This is a genomic window from Longispora sp. NPDC051575 (assembly GCF_040681875.1).
Lineage (GTDB): Bacteria > Actinomycetota > Actinomycetes > Mycobacteriales > Micromonosporaceae > Longispora.
Map to the genome: position 1 here is coordinate 396,494 of NZ_JBFAZP010000005.1, position 23,396 is coordinate 419,889.

At 70.6% G+C, this 23,396-nt stretch carries 22 protein-coding genes; 11 read left to right on the forward strand and 11 right to left on the reverse strand.

Annotated features, from left to right (window positions below):
• The first annotated feature begins 229 nt into the window (after nt 1-229).
• On the forward strand, nt 230-2,752 hold the full coding sequence (locus AB0M43_RS16215; RefSeq protein WP_363725251.1) for an ATP-dependent Clp protease ATP-binding subunit: 2,523 nt from the start codon (nt 230-232) through the stop codon (nt 2,750-2,752).
• A 74-nt stretch (nt 2,753-2,826) separates the two neighbouring features.
• Here AB0M43_RS16215 and AB0M43_RS16220 read toward each other — a convergent pair whose 3' ends face one another.
• Nucleotides 2,827-3,645, reverse strand: coding sequence for a polysaccharide deacetylase family protein (locus AB0M43_RS16220; RefSeq protein WP_363725253.1), 819 nt, complete (start codon nt 3,643-3,645; stop codon nt 2,827-2,829).
• Nucleotides 3,646-4,205: 560 nt separating this feature from the next.
• Nucleotides 4,206-5,069 carry an A/G-specific adenine glycosylase gene (locus tag AB0M43_RS16225; protein ID WP_363725254.1) on the reverse strand — a complete coding sequence of 288 codons (864 nt, stop codon included), beginning with the start codon at nt 5,067-5,069 and terminating at the stop codon, nt 4,206-4,208.
• A gap of 149 nt (nt 5,070-5,218) precedes the next feature.
• Here AB0M43_RS16225 and AB0M43_RS16230 point away from each other — a divergent pair, with 149 nt between their 5' ends.
• On the forward strand, nt 5,219-5,818 hold the full coding sequence (locus AB0M43_RS16230) for a hypothetical protein (protein ID WP_363725256.1): 600 nt from the start codon (nt 5,219-5,221) through the stop codon (nt 5,816-5,818).
• 364 nt (nt 5,819-6,182) lie between these two features.
• Here the strand turns inward: AB0M43_RS16230 and AB0M43_RS16235 are convergent, their stop codons facing one another.
• Complete coding sequence (locus tag AB0M43_RS16235; protein WP_363725257.1) at nt 6,183-6,788, reverse strand: YdcF family protein; 606 nt, start codon at nt 6,786-6,788, stop codon at nt 6,183-6,185.
• Between the two features lie 128 nt (nt 6,789-6,916).
• Here AB0M43_RS16235 and AB0M43_RS16240 point away from each other — a divergent pair, with 128 nt between their 5' ends.
• Nucleotides 6,917-7,444, forward strand: a complete 528-nt coding sequence (locus AB0M43_RS16240) for a hypothetical protein (protein ID WP_363725258.1) — start codon at nt 6,917-6,919, stop codon at nt 7,442-7,444.
• Nucleotides 7,445-7,563: 119 nt separating this feature from the next.
• Here the strand turns inward: AB0M43_RS16240 and disA are convergent, their stop codons facing one another.
• The 4 genes from disA to AB0M43_RS16260 all read right to left on the reverse strand — a co-directional run bounded on the left by disA (nt 7,564) and on the right by AB0M43_RS16260 (nt 11,736).
• A complete protein-coding gene (gene disA / locus AB0M43_RS16245) occupies nt 7,564-8,598 on the reverse strand; it encodes a DNA integrity scanning diadenylate cyclase DisA (RefSeq protein ID WP_363725776.1) in 1,035 nt (344 codons plus the stop codon).
• Nucleotides 8,599-8,722: 124 nt separating this feature from the next.
• On the reverse strand, nt 8,723-10,156 hold the full coding sequence (radA, locus tag AB0M43_RS16250) for a DNA repair protein RadA (protein WP_363725260.1): 1,434 nt from the start codon (nt 10,154-10,156) through the stop codon (nt 8,723-8,725).
• 31 nt (nt 10,157-10,187) lie between these two features.
• Nucleotides 10,188-10,961, reverse strand: coding sequence for a hypothetical protein (locus AB0M43_RS16255; RefSeq protein ID WP_363725262.1), 774 nt, complete (start codon nt 10,959-10,961; stop codon nt 10,188-10,190).
• Between the two features lie 118 nt (nt 10,962-11,079).
• Complete coding sequence (locus AB0M43_RS16260) at nt 11,080-11,736, reverse strand: hypothetical protein (RefSeq protein ID WP_363725264.1); 657 nt, start codon at nt 11,734-11,736, stop codon at nt 11,080-11,082.
• A gap of 347 nt (nt 11,737-12,083) precedes the next feature.
• Between AB0M43_RS16260 and AB0M43_RS16265 the strand changes: the two genes are divergently transcribed.
• Genes AB0M43_RS16265 through AB0M43_RS16280 form a run of 4 tightly spaced genes read left to right on the forward strand, consistent with a single transcriptional unit; the run spans nt 12,084 to nt 14,486 of the window.
• Entirely contained in the window at nt 12,084-12,569 is a 486-nt protein-coding gene (locus tag AB0M43_RS16265; RefSeq protein WP_197005877.1) for a CarD family transcriptional regulator, read from the forward strand.
• A gap of 35 nt (nt 12,570-12,604) precedes the next feature.
• Entirely contained in the window at nt 12,605-13,282 is a 678-nt protein-coding gene (gene ispD / locus AB0M43_RS16270; RefSeq protein WP_363725266.1) for a 2-C-methyl-D-erythritol 4-phosphate cytidylyltransferase, read from the forward strand.
• On the forward strand, nt 13,279-13,791 hold the full coding sequence (gene ispF / locus AB0M43_RS16275) for a 2-C-methyl-D-erythritol 2,4-cyclodiphosphate synthase (protein ID WP_363725268.1): 513 nt from the start codon (nt 13,279-13,281) through the stop codon (nt 13,789-13,791). Before ispD ends, ispF begins: the two co-directional genes overlap by 4 nt.
• Entirely contained in the window at nt 13,788-14,486 is a 699-nt protein-coding gene (locus AB0M43_RS16280; RefSeq protein ID WP_363725270.1) for a hypothetical protein, read from the forward strand. The genes ispF and AB0M43_RS16280 overlap by 4 nt, the downstream gene beginning before the upstream one ends.
• 79 nt (nt 14,487-14,565) lie before the next feature.
• Here the strand turns inward: AB0M43_RS16280 and AB0M43_RS16285 are convergent, their stop codons facing one another.
• A complete protein-coding gene (locus AB0M43_RS16285) occupies nt 14,566-15,726 on the reverse strand; it encodes a homogentisate 1,2-dioxygenase (RefSeq protein WP_363725272.1) in 1,161 nt (386 codons plus the stop codon).
• Between the two features lie 80 nt (nt 15,727-15,806).
• Between AB0M43_RS16285 and AB0M43_RS16290 the strand changes: the two genes are divergently transcribed.
• Nucleotides 15,807-16,538, forward strand: a complete 732-nt coding sequence (locus AB0M43_RS16290; RefSeq protein ID WP_363725274.1) for a hypothetical protein — start codon at nt 15,807-15,809, stop codon at nt 16,536-16,538.
• A complete protein-coding gene (fahA, locus tag AB0M43_RS16295; protein ID WP_363725276.1) occupies nt 16,535-17,686 on the forward strand; it encodes a fumarylacetoacetase in 1,152 nt (383 codons plus the stop codon). Before AB0M43_RS16290 ends, fahA begins: the two co-directional genes overlap by 4 nt.
• Nucleotides 17,687-17,854: 168 nt before the next feature.
• On the opposite strand, the gene hisC is transcribed toward fahA, so the two are convergent.
• From hisC to hppD, 3 genes are read right to left on the reverse strand one after another with little or no spacing between them, the layout of a single operon-like run.
• Nucleotides 17,855-18,931 (reverse strand): histidinol-phosphate transaminase, encoded by a 1,077-nt coding sequence (hisC, locus tag AB0M43_RS16300; RefSeq protein WP_363725278.1) that lies wholly within the window; start codon nt 18,929-18,931, stop codon nt 17,855-17,857.
• Entirely contained in the window at nt 18,928-19,872 is a 945-nt protein-coding gene (locus AB0M43_RS16305) for an RDD family protein (RefSeq protein WP_363725280.1), read from the reverse strand. The genes hisC and AB0M43_RS16305 overlap by 4 nt, the downstream gene beginning before the upstream one ends.
• Before the next feature lie 13 nt (nt 19,873-19,885).
• Nucleotides 19,886-21,058, reverse strand: a complete 1,173-nt coding sequence (gene hppD / locus AB0M43_RS16310; RefSeq protein ID WP_363725282.1) for a 4-hydroxyphenylpyruvate dioxygenase — start codon at nt 21,056-21,058, stop codon at nt 19,886-19,888.
• Between the two features lie 122 nt (nt 21,059-21,180).
• Here hppD and AB0M43_RS16315 point away from each other — a divergent pair, with 122 nt between their 5' ends.
• Nucleotides 21,181-21,651, forward strand: coding sequence for an Lrp/AsnC family transcriptional regulator (locus AB0M43_RS16315; RefSeq protein ID WP_363725284.1), 471 nt, complete (start codon nt 21,181-21,183; stop codon nt 21,649-21,651).
• 84 nt (nt 21,652-21,735) lie between these two features.
• Entirely contained in the window at nt 21,736-23,376 is a 1,641-nt protein-coding gene (locus AB0M43_RS16320) for a fumarate hydratase (protein WP_363725286.1), read from the forward strand.
• Nucleotides 23,377-23,396 lie beyond the last annotated feature (20 nt).

A 23,396-nucleotide genomic window follows, 5' to 3' on the forward strand; every position in this document is an offset into this window, starting at 1 on the left:
CGGCTGCGTCTCCGGGCCGTATTTCGCTCTTGGCGTAGCGTTCAAGCTGCGGGAACAGGTCCAGAGGCCCGTTGGTTAGGGCAAACGTGACGGTCGTGCCGGGGTGAGTGCCCCGACCCGGCCAGCGCTACCCCTGAACAGTCAGGGGCGGGCGATAGAGTAAGGGCACGGATACCAAGAGGTGTTCGGGGACCCACACGGTGCCACCGCGCACGTGAGGAGCACGGGAATGTTCGAGAGGTTCACTGACCGCGCGCGGCGGGTTGTCGTCCTGGCTCAAGAAGAAGCCCGGATGCTCAACCACAACTACATTGGCACCGAGCACATCCTGCTCGGTCTCATCCACGAGGGTGAGGGCGTTGCAGCCAAGGCGCTGGAGAGCCTCGGGATCTCGCTTGAGGGCGTTCGCCAGCAGGTTGAGGAGATCATCGGGCAGGGGCAGCAGGCGCCGAGCGGGCACATCCCGTTCACCCCGAGGGCCAAGAAGGTCCTCGAGCTGTCACTGCGCGAGGCTTTGCAGCTCGGGCACAACTACATCGGCACCGAGCACATCCTGCTCGGTCTGATCCGTGAGGGCGAGGGCGTCGCCGCCCAGGTCCTGGTCAAGCTGGGTGCCGACCTCAACCGGGTCCGCCAGCAGGTCATCCAGCTGCTCTCCGGCTACCAGGGCAAGGAGCCGGCCGCCGCCGGCACCACGACCGAGGCCGCCCCGTCCACCTCCCTGGTCCTCGACCAGTTCGGCCGGAACCTGACCCAGGCCGCCCGCGAGGGCAAGCTCGACCCGGTCATCGGCCGGGAGAAGGAAATCGAGCGGGTCATGCAGGTCCTGTCCCGGCGGACCAAGAACAACCCGGTCCTGATCGGCGAGCCCGGCGTCGGCAAGACCGCCGCCGTCGAGGGCCTGGCGCAGAAGATCGTCAAGGGCGAGGTCCCCGAGACGCTCAAGGACAAGCAGCTCTACACCCTCGACCTGGGCGCCCTGGTCGCCGGCTCGCGGTACCGGGGTGACTTCGAGGAGCGCCTGAAGAAGGTCCTCAAGGAGATCCGCACCCGCGGCGACATCATCCTGTTCATCGACGAGATCCACACCCTGGTCGGTGCGGGTGCCGCCGAGGGCGCGATCGACGCCGCCTCCATCCTCAAGCCGATGCTGGCCCGGGGTGAGCTCCAGACGATCGGCGCGACCACCCTCGACGAGTACCGCAAGCACCTGGAGAAGGACGCCGCGCTCGAGCGCCGGTTCCAGCCCATCCAGGTCGCCGAGCCGTCGCTGGCGCACACCATCGAGATCCTCAAGGGCCTCCGCGACCGGTACGAGGCCCACCACCGCATCTCCATCACCGACGCGGCCCTCGTGGCGGCGGCGACCCTGGCGGACCGGTACATCTCCGACCGCTTCCTGCCGGACAAGGCGATCGACCTGATCGACGAGGCCGGCGCCCGGATGCGGATCCGCCGGATGACCGCCCCGCCGGACCTCCGTGACTTCGACGACAAGATCGCCCAGGTCCGCAAGGACAAGGAGTCGGCGATCGACGCGCAGGACTTCGAGCGCGCGGCCCAGCTGCGCGACAAGGAGAAGACCCTGCTCGGCCAGAAGGCGCAGCGGGAGAAGGAGTGGAAGGCCGGCGACCTCGACATCGTCAGCGAGGTCGACGACGAGCAGATCGCCGAGGTCCTGGCCAACTGGACGGGCATCCCGGTCTACAAGCTCACCGAGGAGGAGACCTCCCGGCTGCTCCGCATGGAGGACGAGCTGCACAAGCGGATCGTCGGCCAGATCGACGCGGTCAAGGCCGTGTCGAAGGCCATCCGGCGCACCCGGGCCGGCCTCAAGGACCCGAAGCGCCCGGCTGGTTCGTTCATCTTCGCCGGCCCGTCCGGTGTCGGTAAGTCCGAGCTGTCCAAGGCGCTGGCCGAGTTCCTGTTCGGCTCCGAGGACGCGCTGATCCAGCTCGACATGTCCGAGTTCCACGACCGCTACACGGTCTCCCGGCTGGTCGGTGCCCCTCCCGGGTACGTCGGCTACGACGAGGGCGGCCAGCTCACGGAGAAGGTGCGGCGCAAGCCGTTCTCGGTCGTGCTGTTCGACGAGATCGAGAAGGCCCACCCGGACGTGTTCAACACGCTCCTGCAGATCCTGGAGGACGGTCGCCTCACGGACGGCCAGGGCCGCATCGTGGACTTCAAGAACACGGTGATCATCCTGACCACGAACCTGGGCACCAAGGACGTGGCGAAGGCCGTGTCCCTGGGCTTCCAGCAGTCCGAGGACACCGACGCGAGCTACGAGCGGATGAAGACGAAGGTCAACGACGAGCTCAAGCAGCACTTCCGGCCCGAGTTCCTCAACCGGATCGACGACACCATCGTCTTCCACCAGTTGTCGCAGCCGAACATCCTCGAGATCGTCGACATCATGACGATGCGGATCGAGAACCAGCTCAAGAACAAGGACATGGGGCTGGAGCTCACCGACAACGCGAAGAAGTACCTGTCGAAGAAGGGCTACGACCCGGTTCTCGGCGCGCGTCCGCTGCGTCGCACCATTCAGCGGGAGATCGAGGACAACCTGTCGGAGCGGGTGCTCTACAACGAGCTGAAGCCGGGCCAGATCGTCGTCATCGACTGCGAGGGCGACCCGGAGAACCTCGACCAGTCGAAGCTGACCTTCAAGGGCATCGAAAAGCCCGCGCAGGTTCCCGACGCCGTTCCCGTCGAACTCGGCTCCGCCGAACCGACTTCGGAATAACTCGCGGCTGAGACAGAACAACGGTAGCGCCCCGGAAGAAATCTTCCGGGGCGCTACCGCGTCAACCGCAAGCTTTACGGAATGTAGTTCTCCAGGAGTGCCGGCGTCAGTCCGTTGGCCTTCATCGCGTTCAAAGCGGCGGTGAAGTCGTCCACGTACGCCTCGCGGAAATGCATCAGTACGATGTCGCCGGGTTGCATCTTCCCCCACTCACCCTGATAGCGGACCTTCCCCTTGTCGACCGTCTGCTTCCAGTACAGGACGGCCTTCATGCCGCAGTCGTGCGCGGCCCGCAACGTGTTCTGGTTGTAGTCACCGAATGGCGGCCGGAACAGCGTCGGCCGGGTACCGAAGAGTTTCCCGAGTTCGTCCGCACTGCCGCAGATCTCCTGCTTCTGCCGCTCGTACGACAACGACGGCATGGACAGGTGGTTGACCGTGTGCGCCTGGATCGTGGCCCCGTTGGCGACCAGTTCCTTGAAGAACGCCGGATTCTCCTTGGCGGCCGGGCTGAGCAGGAACAGCGACACCGGCACGCCCGAGGCCTTCAGGAGCGCGATCGCCTCCGGCTTCTTGATCCAGCCGTCGTCGATGGTGAGGAAGGCGACCTTCTGGGTGGTCGGAATGCTGGAGAGCAGCGGCGCGGTCGGCCCCCCGGCGAGGTTGATCGGCTCCGGCGGCGGCGCGGGATCGAACCGGGGCGTCTTCCCGTCGAACGGGTTCGGGGAGGCCGTCGGGGTCGGGCTGGCGGCCTGCCCCCGGCCGGGACTCGCGGACGGCGACGACGGGGCGGACCACTGCGTCGTCTTGGGGCCGCAACCGGCCACGAGCGCGAGAACGGGGAGCACGAGCAGAGCGGAGAGCAGGCGTCGTCGGGGACGGGGAAGGCGCATCGCGCCATCTTAGGTCGGGATTGCGTAAACACCAGACAACTCGGCGCGTCGTGGTGTAGGCGGGAGTTGGACGTGGCGCCGGATCGGGGGTGCTGCCGGGGAGCGGTCGGGCGGGCCGTCCGAGAGGCCAGGGCGGGGGCTTTCCTGTGGTGCGCCGTCGGAGAAGCGGCGGGCGGTCCCCTGGTGTGCCGCCCGACGAGCGGCGGGCCGTTCCCGTGGTGTGCCGCCAGGGCAGCGGTGTGCGATTACTCGTGGGTGCGGTCCAAGGAGCGGCGTGCGGTCTCCGTGGTGTGCGGCCTGAGAAGTGGCGGCCGTTTGCCTGGCGTGCCGTCCGAGGGGCGGCGGGCGGTCCCGGTGGTGTGCGGCCCGAGGGGCGGTGGGCGGTCCCTGTGGTGTGCCGTCCGAGGGGCGGCGGGCGGTTCCCGTGGTGTGCCGCCCGAGGAGCGGCGCGCGGTCCCGGTGGCGTGGCACCCGACGAACGGCGGGCCGTCCCCGTGGCGTCCCCAGCCCGGGCGCGCCGAACCTGTCCGAAGCCACGCCGGTACCCCGATGATGGTTTTTCAGACCGGGAGTGAGAACAGCCCGTCGTGGACCTCGTGGGCCAGCCCGTCCTCCACCAGCCCCGCCAACGCCCGCCGCCGCTGCGTCTCGTCCGGCCACACCGCGTCCAACGTGCGCAACGGCACCGGATCCCGGGCGTCGCGCAGCAGGGCCATCATGAGACCCCGGACCTGCCGGTCGGTCCCCGCGTACCCCTGAGGCTTGCGTCCTGGACCTTCAGCGGGCGGCTGCCCGGCGAGCCGCCACGCGCAGGTGGCCACGACGGGGCAGTCCCCGCACCGGGGCGACCGGGCCACGCACACGAGCGCCCCGAGTTCCATGAACGCGGCCGACACCCGGGGCGCGTCCTCCGCCGGCAGCAGCGTCTCGACGAGCGCGAAGTCGGCCGGGGTGGTCGCCGCCCCGCCGTCGGCGAGCCCGGTGACGGCCCGGGCGACGAAGCGCCGCACGTTGACGTCCACCACGGGCTCGCGCTGCCCGAAGGCGAAGGCGGCCACCGCCCGGGCCGTGTACGCCCCGATCCCGGGCAGGGCGAGCAGTTCGTCCACGTCGCTCGGGACCGCGCCGTCGTGCCGTTCGACCAGGGCGGTGGCGCAGGCGTGCAGCCGGAGGGCGCGGCGCGGGTAGCCGAGCCGGTTCCACGCGCGGATCGCCTCGGCGGGCGTGTCGGCGGCCAGATGCGCCGGGGTGGGCCATGTGTCGAGCCAGTTGAGCCACGCGGGCAGCACCCGGACGACGGGCGTCTGCTGGAGCATGACCTCGCTGACGAGGATGCCCCAGGGGGTCGCGTCGGGGGCACGCCAGGGCAGATCACGGGCGTGTTCGTCGTACCAGGTGAGGGCCTGTGCCGCGAGCGGAGTCATCTCCCCGATGATGGCACGACCCTCCGCCGGGCTTTTGCCCCGGGCGAGCCGATTCCGCATTCGTGCGCGGACTCGGATACTGTGACGGAATTATGCGATCGACGGTCGGACCCCTACCGCCCGCCGTCTACTGGCGGCGTCGAGCCATCGTGCTCGGAGCGATTCTGCTTGTCCTGCTGCTGGGCGTCGTCTACGCCTGCTCGGACCCGTCTTCCCCCGGGAAGAACGACGCCGTGAAGCCCACCGCGTCGACCCCCAAGCCCGACGCCACGACGCCCGCTGAGAACCCCGGCGGCAGCCCTGCGGCCCCGGGCGCGTCCGGCACCCCGTCGCCGGTTCCCGGCCAGGGCGCGGTGACGCCGTGCACCGACGACGAGATCTCGGTGACCGTCCGGACCGACCGCGATCCGGTGCCGAGCGCCGCGTTCCTCCGCATCTTCATCAAGATCAAGAACATCTCGGCCCGCACGTGTACCCGCGACCTCGGCGCCGACGCCCAGGAAGCCCAGATCAAGCAGGGCGACAAGCGGATCTGGTCCTCCGACGACTGCTCCGCCCTGCACGGCACCAACGTCGTCTCCCTCGCGCCGAACTCCGACGGCCAGGAGTTCTTCACCGACTGGAACACGACGACGTCTAGCGCGGCCACGTGCAAGGACGGCCGCACCCTGGTCGAACAGGGCTCCTACCAGGTGTTCGGGCGGCTCGGCACGAAGACGAGCGCCCCGGCCAACTTCAAGGTCAGCTGAACCGGTCGGCACGTCGCGGGTGCTGGGGGACGGGCCGCCGCTCCGGTAGCGGCCTTCGGCAACCCCTCGACGGGTACTGACCGGTGCGGTCCGGCACTCGTCGTCGCCGGTCCTCGCCCCTGAAGGCCCGCCGGGTCCGCCTCCTCGGTGGTCGCCGGAGCGCCGGTCCGGCCGATGTGGTCGCGGTTCCGCCTGCGACGTTTCTGGCAGCTCGCCGTGTTCCTACGACGTCTCCGGCAGCTCACCGACCTCGTCGAGGAACAGCGGGGCGTGCCCGGAGGTTGAGCGGACCACGGTCGCTGTCCCGTGCGAGAAGGGTTGAGCGGACCACCGTTGCTGTCCCGTGAGAACGGGAGTTCGCTCGTCAGGAATCGGCCGAGCGGACCCACCCGGCGCCGTCCCGCACGAGGGCGGGCAGTTCATCCCGGTCGAGGAAACCCCGGAAGTAGCGATACTCACCCTCGAGGCGTTCGCGGTCCGCGCTGTCCGCCCACGTGTGCCGCGTGTAGGGCGCACCGGTGGCGCGGGCCGGCGGATCCCAGGTGACGGCGTAGATCCGTTCGACGCTGGGCATGCCGGCGGCTAGGACGTGCAACGCCCGGCGGTGCCACCACTTGACGACGGCGATAACGGTACGCATCTCGCCGAAGCGAGCCTCGATCAACGGGCGCGCGTCGGCGACGTTGCCGACCGTGGTGGTGGACCGCCGCTCGATCAGGAGTTGCTCGGGGCGCACGCCGGCCTCGTACAGCAGTTGGGCGTGGGCCTCGCTCTCGACGTGGGCGGGGATCCTCCGGTTCGGCCCGCCGGTGAGCACCGCGCGGGGCGCGAGCCCTTCCCTCAGGAGCCGGGCGGTCGGTGCCACCGGCCCGGGCAGGGTCGAGCCGAACACGAAGACGAGGTCGGCCGGCGCGAGGCCGGGTGCGGAGGCGTCGAGCAGCCCGGTCATCTCGTCGATCGCGGCGGTCACGCTCCCCAATCTACCCACGGCCGGGCCGTCAGGCGCGCCCCACCGCTCACGCCGTCACCGGGTCGGAGACGGTTGGCCCGGCTGGTGGATCGGCGCTACCCTGCCCCGGATTCCAGGAAGGTCGAGGCGTGTCGGACTACGAGGAACTGCGGGCGGCTCGGCGCCGGTTTCCGACCGGGGACAGGGTTCGCGGCCGGGTCAGCGCGATGCCCTGGCCGGCGGGGCTGACCGGGCTCTTCGTGGACCTGGGCGCGTCGCCGGATGGGTTCGTCGACGTCCTGCACCTCCCGGAGGATCCGGCCCACTGGCCCCCGGTGGGCAGGACAGGGCTTTTCGAGGTACTCCAGCACAGCATCGGCCAGGTGCGCCTGTTTCCCCTGGACGCGGGCATGCGAGCGCTCCGGTGCCGGTACTCGCGATGGTCGGGTGCCGAGTGGCGGGCCATCACCGAGCGCTATCCGGTGGGCTCGACCGTGACCGGTACCGTGACGGCCGCCTTCGTGTCGAACCTCGCGTACGTGGTGGAGTTCGACGACTGCTGGTCGACAGTCGAGGCTGACGGCCCGTTGCCGGAGGTCGGCTCCACCGGGGAGTACACGGTCACGCGGCTGCTCGAGTGGACGCACCGCATCCGACTGGGCGCACTGTCCCGCTGACCACACGCACCGCCAGTTGGACACACCGTTGACCAGGCGCTGCGGCAGGCTCGCCGCTGGTCTGACGTACCGCTCCAGGGTCTGGGCGCCAGCGCCCCGTTGATCAGAAGCCCCGGTGGTTAGACGTAGCGTTCCAGGATCGAGGCTTCTGCCAGGCGGGACAGCCCCTCGCGCACGCTACGGGCCCGGGCGTCGCCCACCCCGTCCACGGCCTGCAGGTCCTCCACCGTGGCCCCCAGCAGCCGCTGGAGGCTCCCGAAGTGGTCCACGATCCGGTCGATGACCGCCCCGGGCAGGCGCGGCACCTTGGTGAGCAGCCGGAAGCCGCGCGGACTGACCGCCGCCTCCAGGGCGTCGGACGCCGCCGGGTAGCCGAGGGCCTTGCCGACCAGGGTGAGGTCGAGGAGTTCGGTGGCGGAGAGGCCGTCGAGCTCGGCGAGCGCGTCGCCGACGCTGCGGGAGGTGCGGCGGGGGCTGGCGAGGTAATCGCGGACCACGAGGGTGCGGTCGGCGTCGACGCCGGCCATCAGCTCGTCGAGCTGGAGGGCGAGGAGGCGGCCGTCGGTGCCGAGCTCGATCACGTACCCCTCGATCTCGTCGGCGATCCGGCGCACCATCTCCAGGCGCTGGACGACGGCCATCGCGTCGCGCACGGTGACCAGGTCCTCGATCTCCAGCGCGGAGAGCGTGCCGGCGACCTCGTCGAGCCGGAGTTTGTAGCGTTCCAGGGTCGCCAGGGCCTGGTTCGCCCGGGAGAGGATCGCCGCGGAGTCGTCGATGACGTGTCGCTGACCCGACACGTAGAGGCTGATGATCCGCATGGACTGGCTGACCGAAATGACCGGATGGCCGGTCTGCTTGGCCACCCGCTCGGCCGTGCGGTGCCGGGTGCCGGACTCCTCGGACAGGATCGTCGGGTCGGGCATCAGGTGCACGGCGGCGCGGACGATCCGGGTGCCGTCGCTGGACAGCACGACCCCGCCGTCCATCTTGCAGAGCTCGCGGAGCCGGGTCGCGGAGAACTCGACATCCAGGGGAAAACCGCCGGTACACAGGGTCTCCACGACCTTGTCGTAGCCCAGGACGATGAGGCCGCCGGTCCGCCCGCGCAGGATGCGCTCCAGGCCGTCACGGAGTGCGGTGCCCGGAGCCATCAGCGCGAGTGTGGCGCGGAGCGGGTCATCGCGGTCGATCGGCACGACAGCTACTTTAGCGTGTCCGGTCTCGGTGGCGGCGGGACTGCGCCTGCCCCCGCCTGCGGCTGCGGTCATGATCACGTTATCGGGGCCCCTCGTTGGCGGCCTGCGCGTACGCCGTGGCGGCCGCGTGCAGCGCCGTACGGAGGTCGGCGACCTCGAGCACGCGCATCCCCTCGGGGGCCTTGGCGGTGTTGTTCGGGCCGCAGCCGGGCGGGACGAGCGCCATCCTGTACCCCAGGCGGGCGGCCTCCGCGAGCCTGCGGGGCACGGCGCCGACCCGGCGGACCTCCCCGGTCAGCCCGACCTCGCCGATCGCGACCAGGTCGGGGGTGAGCGGGATGTCGTGGGTGGCGGAGGCGACGGCGAGCGCGAGGGCCAGGTCGGCGGCCGGTTCCGTGATCTTCATGCCGCCCACGGTCGCGGCGAACACCTCGCGGTCGTGCAGTTTGAGCTTGGCGCGGCGCTGGAGCACGGCGAGCACCATGGCGAGCCGGGCGCCGTCCAGGCCGCTGACGGTGCGCCGCGGGTTGCCCGGCATCTCGGCCCCGACCAGGGCCTGGATCTCGGCGATCAGGGCCCGGCGGCCCTCCATGGTCACCGTGACGCAGGTGCCGGGGACGGCGTCGGCGTGCCGGGTGATGAACAGCCCGGACGGGTCGGGCAGCGAGGCGATCCCGGACTCGTGCATCTCGAAGCAGCCCACCTCGTCGGCGGCCCCGAACCGGTTCTTCATCGAGCGCAGCAGCCGGAGGGAGGAGTGCCGGTCGCCCTCGAAGTTGAGCACGACGTCGACCAGGTGTTCCAGGACCCGGGGGCCGGCGACCGTGCCGTCCTTGGTGACGTGGCCGACGAGCACCGTGGCGATCCCGCGCTCCTTGGCCGTGGCGACCAGGGCGGCGGCGACGGCGCGGACCTGGGTGACACCGCCGGGCACGCCGTCCGTCCCCGGGGAGGAGACGGTCTGCACCGAGTCGATGATCAGGAGCCCGGGCTGCACGGCGTCGACGTGCCCCAGGATGGTGGTCAGATCGCCCTCGGCGGCCATGAACAGCCGCTCGTGCAGGGCGCCGATCCGCTCGGCGCGCAGCCGGACCTGGCTCGCGGACTCCTCGCCGCTGATCACCAGCGCGGGGGTGTCGGCGTGGGCGGCCCACTGCTGGGCGACGTCGAGGAGCAGGGTGGACTTGCCGACCCCGGGCTCCCCTGCGAACAGGATGACCGCGCCGGGGACCAGGCCGCCGCCGAGCACCCGGTCGAGTTCGGCGACCCCGCTGGGCCGTCGGCGCGCGGGCTCGGCGCTGATCGTGGAGATGGGCCGGGCCGGCTCGCTGGGCACCCGGGCGGCCATGTTGCGCAGCGCGGCGGGCTCGGCGCTGACCTCGATGATCGAGCCCCACTCGTTGCACTCAGGACAGCGGCCCACCCAGCGGGGCGGCCGGTGTCCACAGGCGTCGCACTGCACGACGACCCGGGGTGACTTCGTGGCCGAACGGGAACTCCTGGGCGTGGTCACGCACTGAACCTAGCCCAGGAGTACGACAGTGCTACTTGTGCTCGCCGCCGCCGCTGCCGTCGATCGTGTGCGCGCCCTCGATCTCGCTGCTCTCGCGCGGACCGGGGGTCAGCGGGGTACCCATCGGGATCTCGAACTTGTCGCTGGCGAACGTCTTGCCCTTGGAATCCTGGAAGGTGAACGTGAAGCCGCGGGCGACGACGCCCGGCTTCAGTTCGTCCTTGAGGTCCGTGAGCTGCAGGTACGTCGCCTGGCCCGGCAGCAGCGACGTGTAGCCCTGGCCCGGCACGGTGATGTTCAGCGCGCAGCCACCGGCCGGCACCGGCGCGGCGGCCGACGCCGAGGGCACGGCGGAGGCGGACGGCACGGCGGAGCTCGACGGCACCGCGGAAGCCGACGCCGACGCGCCGGGCGTGGCCGACGGAGACGCGGAAGCCGAGGCAGCGGCCGACGGGCTGGCCGGCGGGACGATGCCCCCGGTGCCCTTCACGACCTTGCCGGCCTCGCTGTCCACGGAGCACAGCTTCACCGCGTACGGGCTGTCGTTGAAGATCCGGATCTGGAGCGGCGCCGTGCCCTTCGCGGCGTACCCCTTGTCGGAGTACTGGACCATCACGTCGCGGAGCGCCACCCGACCGACGATCAGGTCGTGGCTGTCCTTGAGTTCGATGGTGCGGTTCGCGCCGGGTACCGCGGCGACCTGACCGGCGGTCTGGGAGACCTGCCCGGCGCTGCAGCCAGCCGTGAGCGCGACGGCAGCCACACCCAAGGCGAACGCCGGGATGGCAGTTGTCAGACGGGTCACGTCGGTCCTCCTCGATAGCCACACGCAGACCGGTTGACAGCCTAGTTGTCGCGTTCGGGGAGGCGGAGGCACCCCGCCCAATTCATGACCACCGGTTGCAGACGCGGCGCGGCGCGTCCTAGGGATGCAGCGCGAGGAGCTCGGTCCGGAAGGGTTCGACGGTCGTCGTGGCGCGGACGAGGCGGGTGACCCGGCCGGTGTTGTCGACGAGTACGACGGTGGCCTGGTCCGCGGTGGCGGGCCCCGAGCCGGACCTGTCGCGGGCCAGCCCGGTGGGGTCGGCGAGCCGGATGCCCGGGCCGCTCTCGGTGGGGGACTGCCGGCCGACGAGGAGGACGGTGACGCCCGCCGGGGCCGCACCCGTCACGGCGGTGGTGAGCTGGGCGCACACGCACGCGTCGAGGATCAGGATGACCGCGGGCAGGTACTTGCCGATCCGGACGGAGCGGCCCAGCTCGTCGGTGAGGGTGACCCCGGTCAGGGAGAGGTCGACGTCGGGCTCGGAACTCCTCGGCGCGCGGCCCAGCGGCCCGACCATGGAGAACAGGCTGCTCAGCGCCAGCACGAGCGTGATCAGGAGGATCGCGAACGGGGAGCGGAACAGCGAGCCGTTGCCCGTCCAGCGCCGCCGACGGGCGGCCCAGCGCAGCTCCCGGCGGACCCGCTTGGCCTCTAATGCCAGCTCAGCGGGGGTGTCGGGGATGATGACGCGGCCCCACTCGGGTGGGAGCCCCGTGACCGGCTGGCTGTTGTCGTCCTCTCGCCATGTGGCCATGCGCACCCCCTCGCGGAGCAGCACCCAACGGACCCTTTAGTCCTTGCTTTCCAGTTTCCCGCACCCGGGCGGCGGGGGCCAGAGGGTAGGCGGGGAACTTTTCCGGACGTGACGTGGGACGCACCCGATCAGGACACCGGCCCCGCGCTAGTCCGAAATAAACGATTAGTCCGCCATACTTGTCACCAGATCGTTACTCCACGTGTCGTTCCCGGTGCGGATCAGCGAAACGCGGATGTTGTCAAGTGCCTCACATAGCCCCTGACCTGCGGTTATGTCGGTCAGCACACTGTCCGTCAGGCTGCGGAGCGTGTTACCCTAGACACAGCGAAAGGGGTTTCGAACCTATGGCTTTCAGTGTCGGCGAGACCGTTGTATACCCCCACCACGGGGCCGCACTCATCGAGGCAATCGAGACTCGCGTCATTCGGGGCGAGGAGAAGCAGTACCTGGTTCTGAAGGTCGCACAGGGCGACCTGACGGTCCGGGTGCCTGCGGAGAACGCCGAGATCGTTGGTGTGCGGGAAGTGGTCGGCGAAGAGGGCCTCACGGCAGTCTTCGATGTTCTCCGCGCCCCACACACCGAAGAACCGACCAACTGGTCGCGGCGTTACAAGGCGAATCTGGAGAAGCTGGCCTCCGGCAATCCGCTCAAGGTGGCGGAGGTCGTGCGTGACCTCTGGCGTCGTGAGCGGGAGCGTGGGCTCTCCGCTGGCGAGAAGCGCATGCTCGCCAAGGCCCGCGACATCCTCGTCGGCGAGGTGGCACTCGCCGAGAAGAGCACCAAGGACGATGCCGAGGGTCTCCTCGACAAGGTGCTTCTTGAGGCGTGACCAACAGTTCTGAAGGATCGACAGAGGGCCGCGGCGTGACCACGCAATCCGAGCAGCGTGGTGATGTCGCGGCCCTCGTTCCTGCCGCTGGTGCCGGCCTCCGACTCGGTCCCGGAGCCCCGAAGGCACTACGCCCACTCGCCGGCGAGCCGCTGCTCGTGCACGCCGTGCGCAATCTTCTGGCCACCCCCGACGTCGGGTGCGTGGTCGTCGCCGCCCCGCCGGGCGAGGTCGACGCCGTTCGCGCCATGCTGCCCGAGGGCGTGCTCGTCGTGGCCGGTGGCGCGACCCGCCAGGCCTCCGTGGCCAACGCGCTCGCCGCAGTACCCCCCGAATTCCTGATCGTTCTCGTGCACGACGCCGCCCGGGCCCTGACGCCGCCGACGGTGATCGCGCGGGTCGCCGCCGCCGTGCGGGCCGGGTCCCGGGCCGTGATCCCCGTGCTGCCCGTCGTGGACACCATCAAGCAGGTCGGCGACGACGGCGAGGTGCTCGCCACGGTCGACCGCAGCGTGCTGCGCGCCGTGCAGACCCCGCAGGGCTTCGACCGCCCGACCCTGACCACCGCCCACGACCAGGCCAGCGACGACCTCACGGACGATGCCGGCCTCGTCGAGAAGCTGGGGGTACGGGTGGACACGGTCGCCGGCGACGAACTCGCCATGAAGATCACCCGTCCCCTCGACCTGAAGATCGCTGAGGCTCTCCTGTGATCGTGCCCCGGATCGGCATCGGCACCGATGTGCACGCGTTCGAAGAGGGCAGGGAGTGCTGGGTCGGCGGCCTGCACTGGCCGGGGGAGCGCGGGCTCGCCGGGCACTCCGACGCCGACGTCGTCGCGCACGCCGCCTGCAACGCCCTGTTGTCCGCCGCCGGCCTCGGTGACCTGGGCTCCAACTTCGGTACGTCGCGGCCCGAGTGGGCGGGCGCCTCCGGGGTCGCGCTGCTCACCGAGTCGGCGCGCCGGGTCCGGGAGGTCGGGTTCGAGATCGGCAACGTCGCGGTCCAGGTGATCGGGGTCGCGCCCCGGGTCGGTACCCGGCGCGCGGAGGCCGAGGCCGTGCTGACGTCCGCCGTGGGGGCGCCGGTGAACCTGGCCGGGGCGACCACCGACGGGCTGGGGATGACCGGTCGCGGGGAGGGGCTCGTCGGCCTCGCCACCGCCCTGATCTACCAGCCGGCCGCCACCGTGCCGGCTTCCCAGGTGGGGGTGGCGCTGTGACCGGGGAGACGGCGGACGTATATCTGAGCCGGGCCCGGCTGCTCGTCGACCTGGGTCACTGGCGCGACGCGGGCGACGAGTTGAAGTTCGCCCGGGCGCTCGCCCCCGAGGACGCCGACATCCTGGCGCTGTCCGCGCTGGTCTCCGCGCGGGAGGGCCGGGCCGGCGAGGCGGCCGAGTTCGCGGCGGCGGCCACCGATGCCGCCCCGGGGCACGACGAGGCCATCATCACCCGGGCGTGGGTGCTCGCGTCCACGGACAACCGGGCCGGCGCGCTCGCCTTCGCCGAGGAACTGCTCCGGGACTTCTCCCACTCGGCGTACACCACGCTGGTCGCCACCGCGCTGCTCAACGTGTTCGGCGGTGGGCAGGTGGCGCTCGACGCGGCGTGGGACGCCGTGCGGCTGGCGCCGGCCGACCCGGACGCGCACTGGCTGCTCGCCCGGATCGCGGCCCCGATGGGGCTGGACCAGGTCGTCGAGGAGGGGCTGTTCCACGCCCGGCAGCTGCCGCCGTTCCCGGGCAGGCGGGCCGGGGTGTGGAAGTTGTGGTGGGACCGGTTCGGCGGGATCCAGCCCGCGCCGGCCTCGAACACCACCGCGGGCTCCGGCGAAGGTGGCTGGGGCGGGATCTTCAAGGTCGCCGCGATCGTGTTCGCGGTCGGGCTGCTGCTGGCCTGGTTGGCGGCCAGGTAGTCGGTCCGGCTGGGGTGGACCTCGCCTGTCCGAGCAGCCCTGATCGGACAGGCGAGGTGGTCTGGGGTACCGGTACCCGTCAGAGTTTGCGGTTCGACCAGGTCCAGGCGTAGTTCTCGTCCTCGACGGCCAGCCCCGGCTCGCACAGGTCCAGCGGGCGGAACGTGTCCACCATCACGGCCGTCTCGTCGAAGTAGTCCGCGCCGATCGAGCCCTCGGCCGCGCCCGGCTGCGGGCCGTGCGTGAAGCCGGACGGGTGCAGCGAGACCGAGCCCTGGCCGATGCCGGAACCCTTGCGCGCCTCGTAGTTGCCGCCGGTGTAGAACAGCACCTCGTCGGAGTCGACGTTGTGGTGGTTGTACGGCACCGGGATCGCCAGCGGGTGGTAGTCCACCTTGCGCGGGACGAAGGAGCAGATCACGAAGTTGGGGCCCTGGAACGTCTGGTGCACCGGCGGCGGCTGGTGCACGCGGCCCGTGATCGGTTCGAAGTCGTGGATGGAGAACGCCCACGGGTACATGTGGCCGTCCCAGCCGACCACGTCGAACGGGTGGTTCGCGTAGGTGAACTTGGTCCAGCCGGTGCGGTGCTGGACGTACACCTCGACGTCCTCGCCGTCCTCCAGCAGGGGCTCGGACGGGCCGCGCACGTCGCGCTCGCAGTAGGGCGAGTGCTCCAGGAACTGGCCGCGCACCGACAGGTAGCGCTTCGGGGGGCCGATGTGGCCGGTGGCCTCGACGACGAGCATCTTGACCAGGCCGTCGGGCACCACGCGGTAGATCACCGAGGTGGGCACGATCAGGTAGTCGCCGGCGGTGAACTCCAGGACGCCGAAGCTGGTCTCCAGGCGGCCGGAGCCCGACTCGATGTACAGGCACTCGTCGCCGATCGCGTTGCGGTACAGCACCGAGGTGCGCGAGGACGCGACGTAGGAGATCCGGCAGTCGGCGTTGGCCAGCAGGTGCTGCCGGTCGAGGACCGGGTCGGTCTGCTCGCCGAGCTTGGCCGTGACCAGGTGCCGGGGCTTGAGGGGCTTGTTGGGGATCCGGGTCCAGGCCGTCGGCTCGTACTCCTCCGCGGCGACGATCGCGGTCGGCAGGAACCGGTGGTACAGGAGTGACGAATCGCTGGAAAAGCCCTCCTGGCCCATGAGCTCCTCCGCGTACAGGCTGCCGTCGGGCTGCCGGAACTGGGTGTGACGCTTCGGCGGAAGCTCGCCAACGCTCCGGTAATAGGGCATCTCAACCTCCGGTCGTCCGATAATCGGACGGTCCAACCAACACTTGTCCGCTATTTGTAGCGTCGCCTACAGTAGTGGATGTGTCAACGTCTGCTATCCCACGGCTCCTGCAAGGGCTGATCGACGACGCGGCCGTCTTCCCGCCCGGCAACGCGCCGCTGCCCGACGCCATTGTCGCGCACCGTGCACACCGTTCAGCATGGTATGCGCCATTTGTCGGCCCTCTTCTGCTGCCCGTCGGGCGGATCGACGAGGCCGGCCCACTCGACTTCCCGTTCGGGGCCATCGGTGGCCACGCGCCGGGAGCCGTCCAGGTCGAGCTGCCCTGGTCACCGTCGCTCCTCGACGAGGACTGGATCGAAACCACCCGGGTGTACGCGGAGATCAGCCGCGCCAGCGACTGGCGCGCCACCCTCGACACGCTCGTCGGCACCCCGGTGACGCCGAAGTTCCGCACCGGAGGCCTGTCGCCCGACCTGTTCCCGAGCATCGGGGAACTCGCGGCGATCATCAGCGCCTGCCGGACCCGCGGGCTGCGGATCAAGCTCACCGCCGGGCTGCACCACGCCGCCCGGCACACCGACCCGGCGACCGGGTTCACCCACCACGGGTTCCTGAACATCCTCGCCGCGTGTCTGACGCCCGGCGAGGAGGCGTTCATGCTGGAGGCCACCGAGCCCGAGGTGCTCGCGGACGTGGTCCGGCCGCACCTCTTCCAGGAGCGGCCCCTCTGGGTGGGTTTCGGGACCTGTAGCGTCACCGAGCCGTTGGAAGACATTCTCAAACTGGGACTAGTGGAGGAGAGATCGTGAGCTGGGTAGCGGGGGCCGACGGCCCGTGGGGCACGCACAACCTGCCGTACGGGGTGGCCGACGGGCGGATCGTCGTCCGCATCGGTGACCAGGTGCTGGACCTGCAGTCCGTGCTGGCGCTGGAGGCGTTGCGCGCGCCGGTGCTCAACGACTTCATGGCCCTGGGCCCCGACGCCTGGCGCGCGGTCCGGGAGCGGGTCGTGGAGCTGCTGACCGACGAGTCGCACCGGGCCGCGGTGGAGCCGCACCTGTCCCCGCTCGCAGGGAAGACCCTGAGCCTGCCGTTCACGGTCGGCGACTACGTGGACTTCTACTCCTCCGAGGAGCACGCGACCAACGTCGGCAAGCTGTTCCGGCCCGACTCGCCGCCGCTGTACCCGAACTGGAAGCACATCCCGATCGGCTACCACGGGCGCTCCGGCACCGTCGTCGTCACCGGCACCGAGGTGAAGCGGCCCAGCGGGCAGCGCAAGGGTGAGACCGCCCCCGTGTTCGGGCCGTCCGTCCGGCTGGACATCGAGGCCGAGGTCGGGTTCGTGGTCGGGGTGCCGTCCGCCTTGGGCGACACGGTGGGCGTGGACGCGTTCGCCGAGCACGTGTTCGGCGTGGTGCTGGTCAACGACTGGTCGGCCCGGGACATCCAGGCCTGGGAGTACGTGCCGCTGGGCCCGTTCCTCGGCAAGTCCTTCGCGACGTCGGTGTCCGCGTGGGTGACCCCGCTGGCGGCGCTCGCCACGGTGACAGCCCCGGCGCAGGACCCGGTCGTGCTGCCCTACCTCGCCGAGAGCGCGCGCGGCACCTTCGGGATCGACCTGGAGGTGGACTGGAACGGCACCGTCGTGTCCCGCCCGCCCTTCGCGGGGATGTACTGGACCCCCGCGCAGCAGCTCGCGCACATGACCGTCAACGGCGCCTCTGTCCGGACCGGGGACCTGTTCGCCTCGGGCACCGTGTCCGGGCCGAACCGTGACCAGGTCGGCTCGTTCCTGGAGCTCAGCTGGTCGGGGGCCGACCCGGTCAAGCTGGAGGACGGGTCGGAGCGCACGTTCCTGCTCGACGGGGACACGGTGACCCTGACGGCCACCGCGCCGGGGGCCACCGGGCGGCCGGTGGCGCTGGGCGAGGTCACGGGGACCATCGCGGGCTGAGCGGCCCGCGGCGGGCATCCTGGGCGGGGCAACGGAGCCCGGGGTGCGCGGCGACCACCGGACCGGGGGCGCGGACGACCGCCGCGTGCCGGATCAGGCGCCGCCGTAGCCGGAAAATGGATCTGAAAAAGGGGGCACCTCGTGTGAGGTGCCCCCTTTCCGTGCGGGTCAGAGTGCCTTTTCGGCCGCCGTCAGCATCGCGTCGTTCTCGGCCGGGGTGCCGATCGTGATCCGGACGCCGTGGCCCTGGAACGGCCGGACGATGACGCCCTGCTGCTCACAGGCCTGCGCGAACGGCGCCGACCGGTCGCCCAGCGGGAGCCAGACGAAGTTGGCCTGGCTGTCGGGCACGTCCACGCCCAGCGCCCGCAGGCCCTCCACGACCCTGCCGCGCTCGGCGATCACCAGGTCCACCCGGCGGCGCATCTCGTCACCGGCGGCCAGGGCCGCCAGGGCCCCGGCCTGGGCGGCGGCGCTGGTCGAGAACGGGGTCACGCACTTGCGGATCGCGCCCGCGACCTCCGGCGAGGCGTGCAGCCAGCCGATCCGCAGCGCGGCCAGGCCCCAGGCCTTCGACAGGGTGCGCAGCACGACCACGTTCGGCCGGTCGCCGAAGACCTCCAGCGCGTCGGGTACGTCGGCGTCGGTGACGAACTCCTTGTACGCCTCGTCCAGCACCACCAGCACGTCGGCCGGCACCCGGTCCAGGAACGCCGTCAGCTCGTCCTTGCGCAGGAACGTGCCGGTCGGGTTGTTCGGGTTGCAGACGAAGACCAGGCGGGTCTTCGGCGTGATCGCGGCGAGCATCGCGTCCAGGTCGTGGCCGTGCTCGTGCGTGTTGGGCACCATGACGCTGGTGGCGCCGGCGGTGGCGGTGATGATCGGGTACGCCTCGAAGGAGCGCCACGCGAACACGACCTCGTCGCCGGGCACGCAGGTGGCCTTCACCAGGATCTCGGCGAGCGCGACGGAACCGCAGCCGGTGGCCACGTTGGCCGGGTCGACGGCGTACAGCTCGGCGATCCGGGCGCGCAGGGCCACGACACCCATGTCGGGGTACCGGTGCGACTGGGTGGCGGCCTCGGTGACCGCCTCCACGACGCCCGGCAGCGGGCCGTACGGCACCTCGTTGCTCGCGAGCTTGATCGCCTCGGGGATGCCCAGCTCCCGGGCCAGGTCGGCCGGGCTGCGGCCGGGCACGTAGTTCGGCAGCTTCTCGAGGTCGGCGCGGGTCAGCCGGGTCATGTCCGTTCTCCTTCTCCTGTGTTGACGACCACGGTCTGGACCGCACGGTCGTGGATGCACTGCTGGTACGGGCGGTTCGTCACGGCGCCGATCGAGTCGAAGAACTGGAACACCAGGCCGAGGCCGCAGCAGCCGTACCACATCAGGCACGGGATCGACATGTTCAGCCAGCGGCGCAGGCTCCGACCGAAGCCGATCTTGTCCGTCGTGTCGAGCCGCACCACCTTGATCCGCATCAGCCGCTTGCCGAGCGTCTGTCCGGTGCCGGCGATGCCCGGGACCTCGTAGGCGCCCCAGACGGCGATCAGCACCAGGACCATGTAGAACGGCAGGAACTGGGCGCTCTCCGGGAACGCCGGCGGGTCGCCCTTCTGGCCGTCGAAGCTCCACTTGAAGACCTCGGAGTACCAGGGGCCGACCGCGTCGAAGAACAGGTACAGGAACCAGGCGTTCGCGACGAGGGCCAGCAGGAACACCGACCCGATGTCGATCAGCCGGGCGGTGAACCGGGAGCCGGCCGTGGCCAGGGTGAGGCCGTGCGGGCGGGGCTTGGGGGCCGGGGCCGGCCGGGGTGTCCAGCCGGGTGGGGGTGTCCAGCCGGGCGGCGGACTCCAGCCCGGGGGCGGGGTCCAGCCCGGAGGGGGCACGGAGCCCTTGGGCGGGGTCCAGCCCGGTGGCGGCACGGAGCCGGCCGGTGGGGTCCAACCCGGAGGCGGCACCGCCCCGGCCGGTGGGGTCCAGCCCGGAGGCGGGGGCCCCGGGTCCGGCACCAGTGTCGGCAGGGGTGGGGGCACCGGCCGGGCCAGCAACGGCCCGTCCGGTGTCTCCGCGTCGATCGGCAGGGGCTCGCCCACCCACTGCTCGCCGTCCCAGAAGCGCTGGGTGTCCGGTTCGGCCGGGTCGCGATGCCAGCCGGGCTGGACTCCGTCGGTCTTGGTCACGGCCCCTATCCTGCTACAGGTTGCCGCGCTGCTCCTGCTCGCGCTCGATCGCCTCGAACAGCGCCTTGAAGTTGCCCTTGCCGAAGCCGAGCGAACCGTGCCGCTCGATCAGCTCGAAGAACACCGTCGGGCGGTCCTGGACGGGCTTGGTGAAGATCTGGAGCAGGTAGCCGTCGTCGTCGCGGTCGACCAGGATCTTGCGGGCCTTGAGCTCGCTGATCTCGGTGCGCAGCTTGCCGACCCGGGCCGTGAGCTCCTCGTCGTAGTACGAGTCGGGCACGTCGAGGAACTCCACGCCGGCCGCCGTCATGGCGTCGACGCTGGCCAGGATGTCGTTGGTGGCCAGGGCCAGGTGCTGGACGCCCGGGCTCTCGTAGAACTCCAGGTACTCGTCGATCTGGGACTTCTTCCGGGAGATGGCCGGCTCGTTGAGCGGGAACTTCACCTTCCGGGTACCGCTGGCGACGACCTTGGACATCAGCGCCGAGTACTCGGTCGCGATGTCGTCGCCGACGAACTCGGCCATCTTGGTGAAGCCCATCACGCGCTCGTAGTACTCGACCCAGTCGTTCATCTTGCCGAGCTCCACGTTGCCGACGACGTGGTCGAGGGCCTGGAAGAAGCGCTTCGGCTGGATGCCGGCGGCGATGGCCGGCTGGCGGTCCACGATCGGGGCGCGCTGCACGAAGCCGGGCAGGAACGGGCCGGAGTACTTCGACCGGTCCACCAGCACGTGCCGGGTCTCGCCGTACGTGCGGATGGAGGCGACGCGGACCGTGCCGTGCTCGTCGGTGATGTCGTAGGGCTCGTCCACGCCCTCCGCGCCGTTGGCCAGCGCGAACTTGTAGTTGGCGTCCACGTCGGGCACCTCGAGGGCGACCTCGATCACGCCGTCGCCGTGCCGGGCGTAGTGCTGGGTGGCGGCGCTGTCGGCGCGCACCCCGCCGGCGAAGACGAAGGTCGCGCCACCGGACGTCAGGACGTACTCGGCGTGCTCGCGGAAGCCCTGCTCGGGGCCCCGGTAGGCGACCAGGGTCATGCCGAAGGCCGTCGAGTAGTAGTGCGCGGCCTGCTTGGCGTTGCCCACGTAGAACCGGACGTGGTCCCAGCCCTTGATCGGGAACTGGTCGGTGGTGATGTCGTGCGCGACGGCACCGACAAGCTGATCGTCCAGCGTCTGGGTCATGGCCGGGGCTCCTTCCGGGAAGTGGGTTTCGCCCGAAGCTTTACCCGGCCCGAGCAACTAGGCAACTGTGCGCTCTGCCAGTGGTCATGTTGCGCAGACTGTTCTACGACTACCCTGAAGTAATGGACAAGTTGTATAGCCTGGACGATCTCGATGTCCGCTTGCTCCGGCTGCTCGCCGCCGAGCCGCGGATCGGGGTCCTTGAATGCTCCCGGCGGCTCGGCGTGGCCCGGGGCACCGCCCAGGCCCGGCTCGACCGGCTCGTCGAACGCGGCGTGCTGCGCGGCTTCGGCCCGGAGCTGGACCCGGTCGCCCTGGGCTACGGGGTGATGGCCTTCATCACCCTGGAGATCCGGCAGCGGCGCGGGCACCAGCCGGTGGCCGAGCACCTGGGCGGGATCCCGGAGGTCCTCGAAGCGCACACGATCACGGGCAGCGGGGACATGATGTGCCGGATCGTGGCCCGGTCGAACGCGGACCTCCAGCGGGTGATCGACCAGATCGTGTCCCAGGAGGGCATCGTGCGCGCGTCGACGATCATCGCCCTCGAAGAGCAGATCCACTATCGGGTACTGCCGCTGGTGCGGCTCTGACCGGCGCGCCCCGGCCGGCCCCTGGACAGTGACTTAGGTCAGCCTTGCCAGGCCTGTGGGCGGGCCGGGGATAGGCTGGCGGGCATGCCCGAGTTCGACTACTCGCCCCTGCTCCCGCTCGGTCCCGACGAGACCGAGTACCGGCTGCTGACCTCCGACGGCGTCGAGGTCATCGAAGCCGCCGGACGAACGTTCCTCCAGGTGGCGCCCGAGGCGTTGACCCTGCTGACCGAGACGGCGATGCACGACATCGCGCACTACCTGCGCCCCGCGCACCTCACCCAGCTCCGGTCGATCATCGACGACCCGGCCGCGTCCCCGAACGACCGGTTCGTGGCGCTGGACCTGCTGAAGAACGCGAACATCGCCGCCGGTGGCGTGCTGCCGATGTGCCAGGACACCGGTACGGCGATCGTGATGGGCAAGCGTGGTCGGCACGTGCTCACCGACGGGGCCGACGAGCGGGCGATCGCGGAGGGCGTGTTCAACGCGTACACGAAGCTGAATCTGCGGTATTCGCAGTTGGCGCCGTTGACGATGTGGGACGAGAAGAACACCGGCTCGAACCTGCCCGCGCAGATCGAGCTGTACGCGGACGGGGACGACGCCTACAAGTTCCTGTTCATGGCCAAGGGTGGCGGCAGCGCGAACAAGAGCTTCCTGTACCAGGAGACCAAGGCGGTGCTGAATCCCGCCGGGATGATGCGGTTCCTAGAGGAGAAGCTGCGCGGGCTGGGCACGTCGGCGTGTCCGCCGTACCACCTGGCGATCGTGGTCGGGGGCACGAGCGCGGAGTTCGCGGTGAAGACGGCCAAGTACGCCTCCGCCAAGTACCTGGACAACCTGCCCACCTCGGGTTCGGCGTCCGGCCACGGTTTCCGGGACCTGGAGCTGGAGGCCGAGGTGCTGGAGCTGACCCGCCAGTTCGGGATCGGCGCCCAGTTCGGCGGCAAGTACTTCTGCCACGACGTCCGGGTGGTCCGGCTGCCCCGGCACGGCGCGTCCTGCCCGGTGGCGATCGCCGTGTCCTGCTCGGCGGACCGCCAGGCGCTCGGCAAGATCACCTCCTCCGGGGTGTACCTGGAGAAGCTGGAGACCGATCCGGCGCACTTCCTGCCGCACGCCTCGGAGGAGGACCTGTCGGAGGACGTGGTCCGGGTGGACCTCAACCGGCCGATGGCGGAGATCCGGGCCGAGCTGTCGAAGTACCCGGTGAAGACGCGGTTGTCCCTGAGCGGCCCGCTCGTCGTGGCCCGCGACATCGCGCACGCGAAGATCAAGGAGCGGCTCGACGCGGGCGAGGGCATGCCGTCCTACCTGCGCGACCACGCCGTGTACTACGCCGGCCCCGCCAAGACCCCCACCGGGATGGCCTCGGGTTCCTTCGGGCCCACGACGGCCGGCCGGATGGACTCCTATGTGGAGCAGTTCCAGGCGGCGGGCGGCTCGCTCGTGATGCTGGCCAAGGGCAACCGTTCCGGGCAGGTCACCAAGGCCTGCGCGGCGCACGGCGGGTTCTACCTCGGGTCCATCGGCGGCCCGGCGGCCCGGCTCGCGCAGGACTGCATCAAGAAGGTCGAGGTCCTGGAGTACGCGGAGCTCGGCATGGAAGCCGTGTGGAAGATCGAGGTGGAGGACTTCCCGGCGTTCGTCGTGGTCGACGACAAGGGGAACGACTTCTTCGCCGAGACGACCAAGCCGACCCTGACGCTCGGGCGGCGGTAGGTCCCAGCGCACGGAAACGG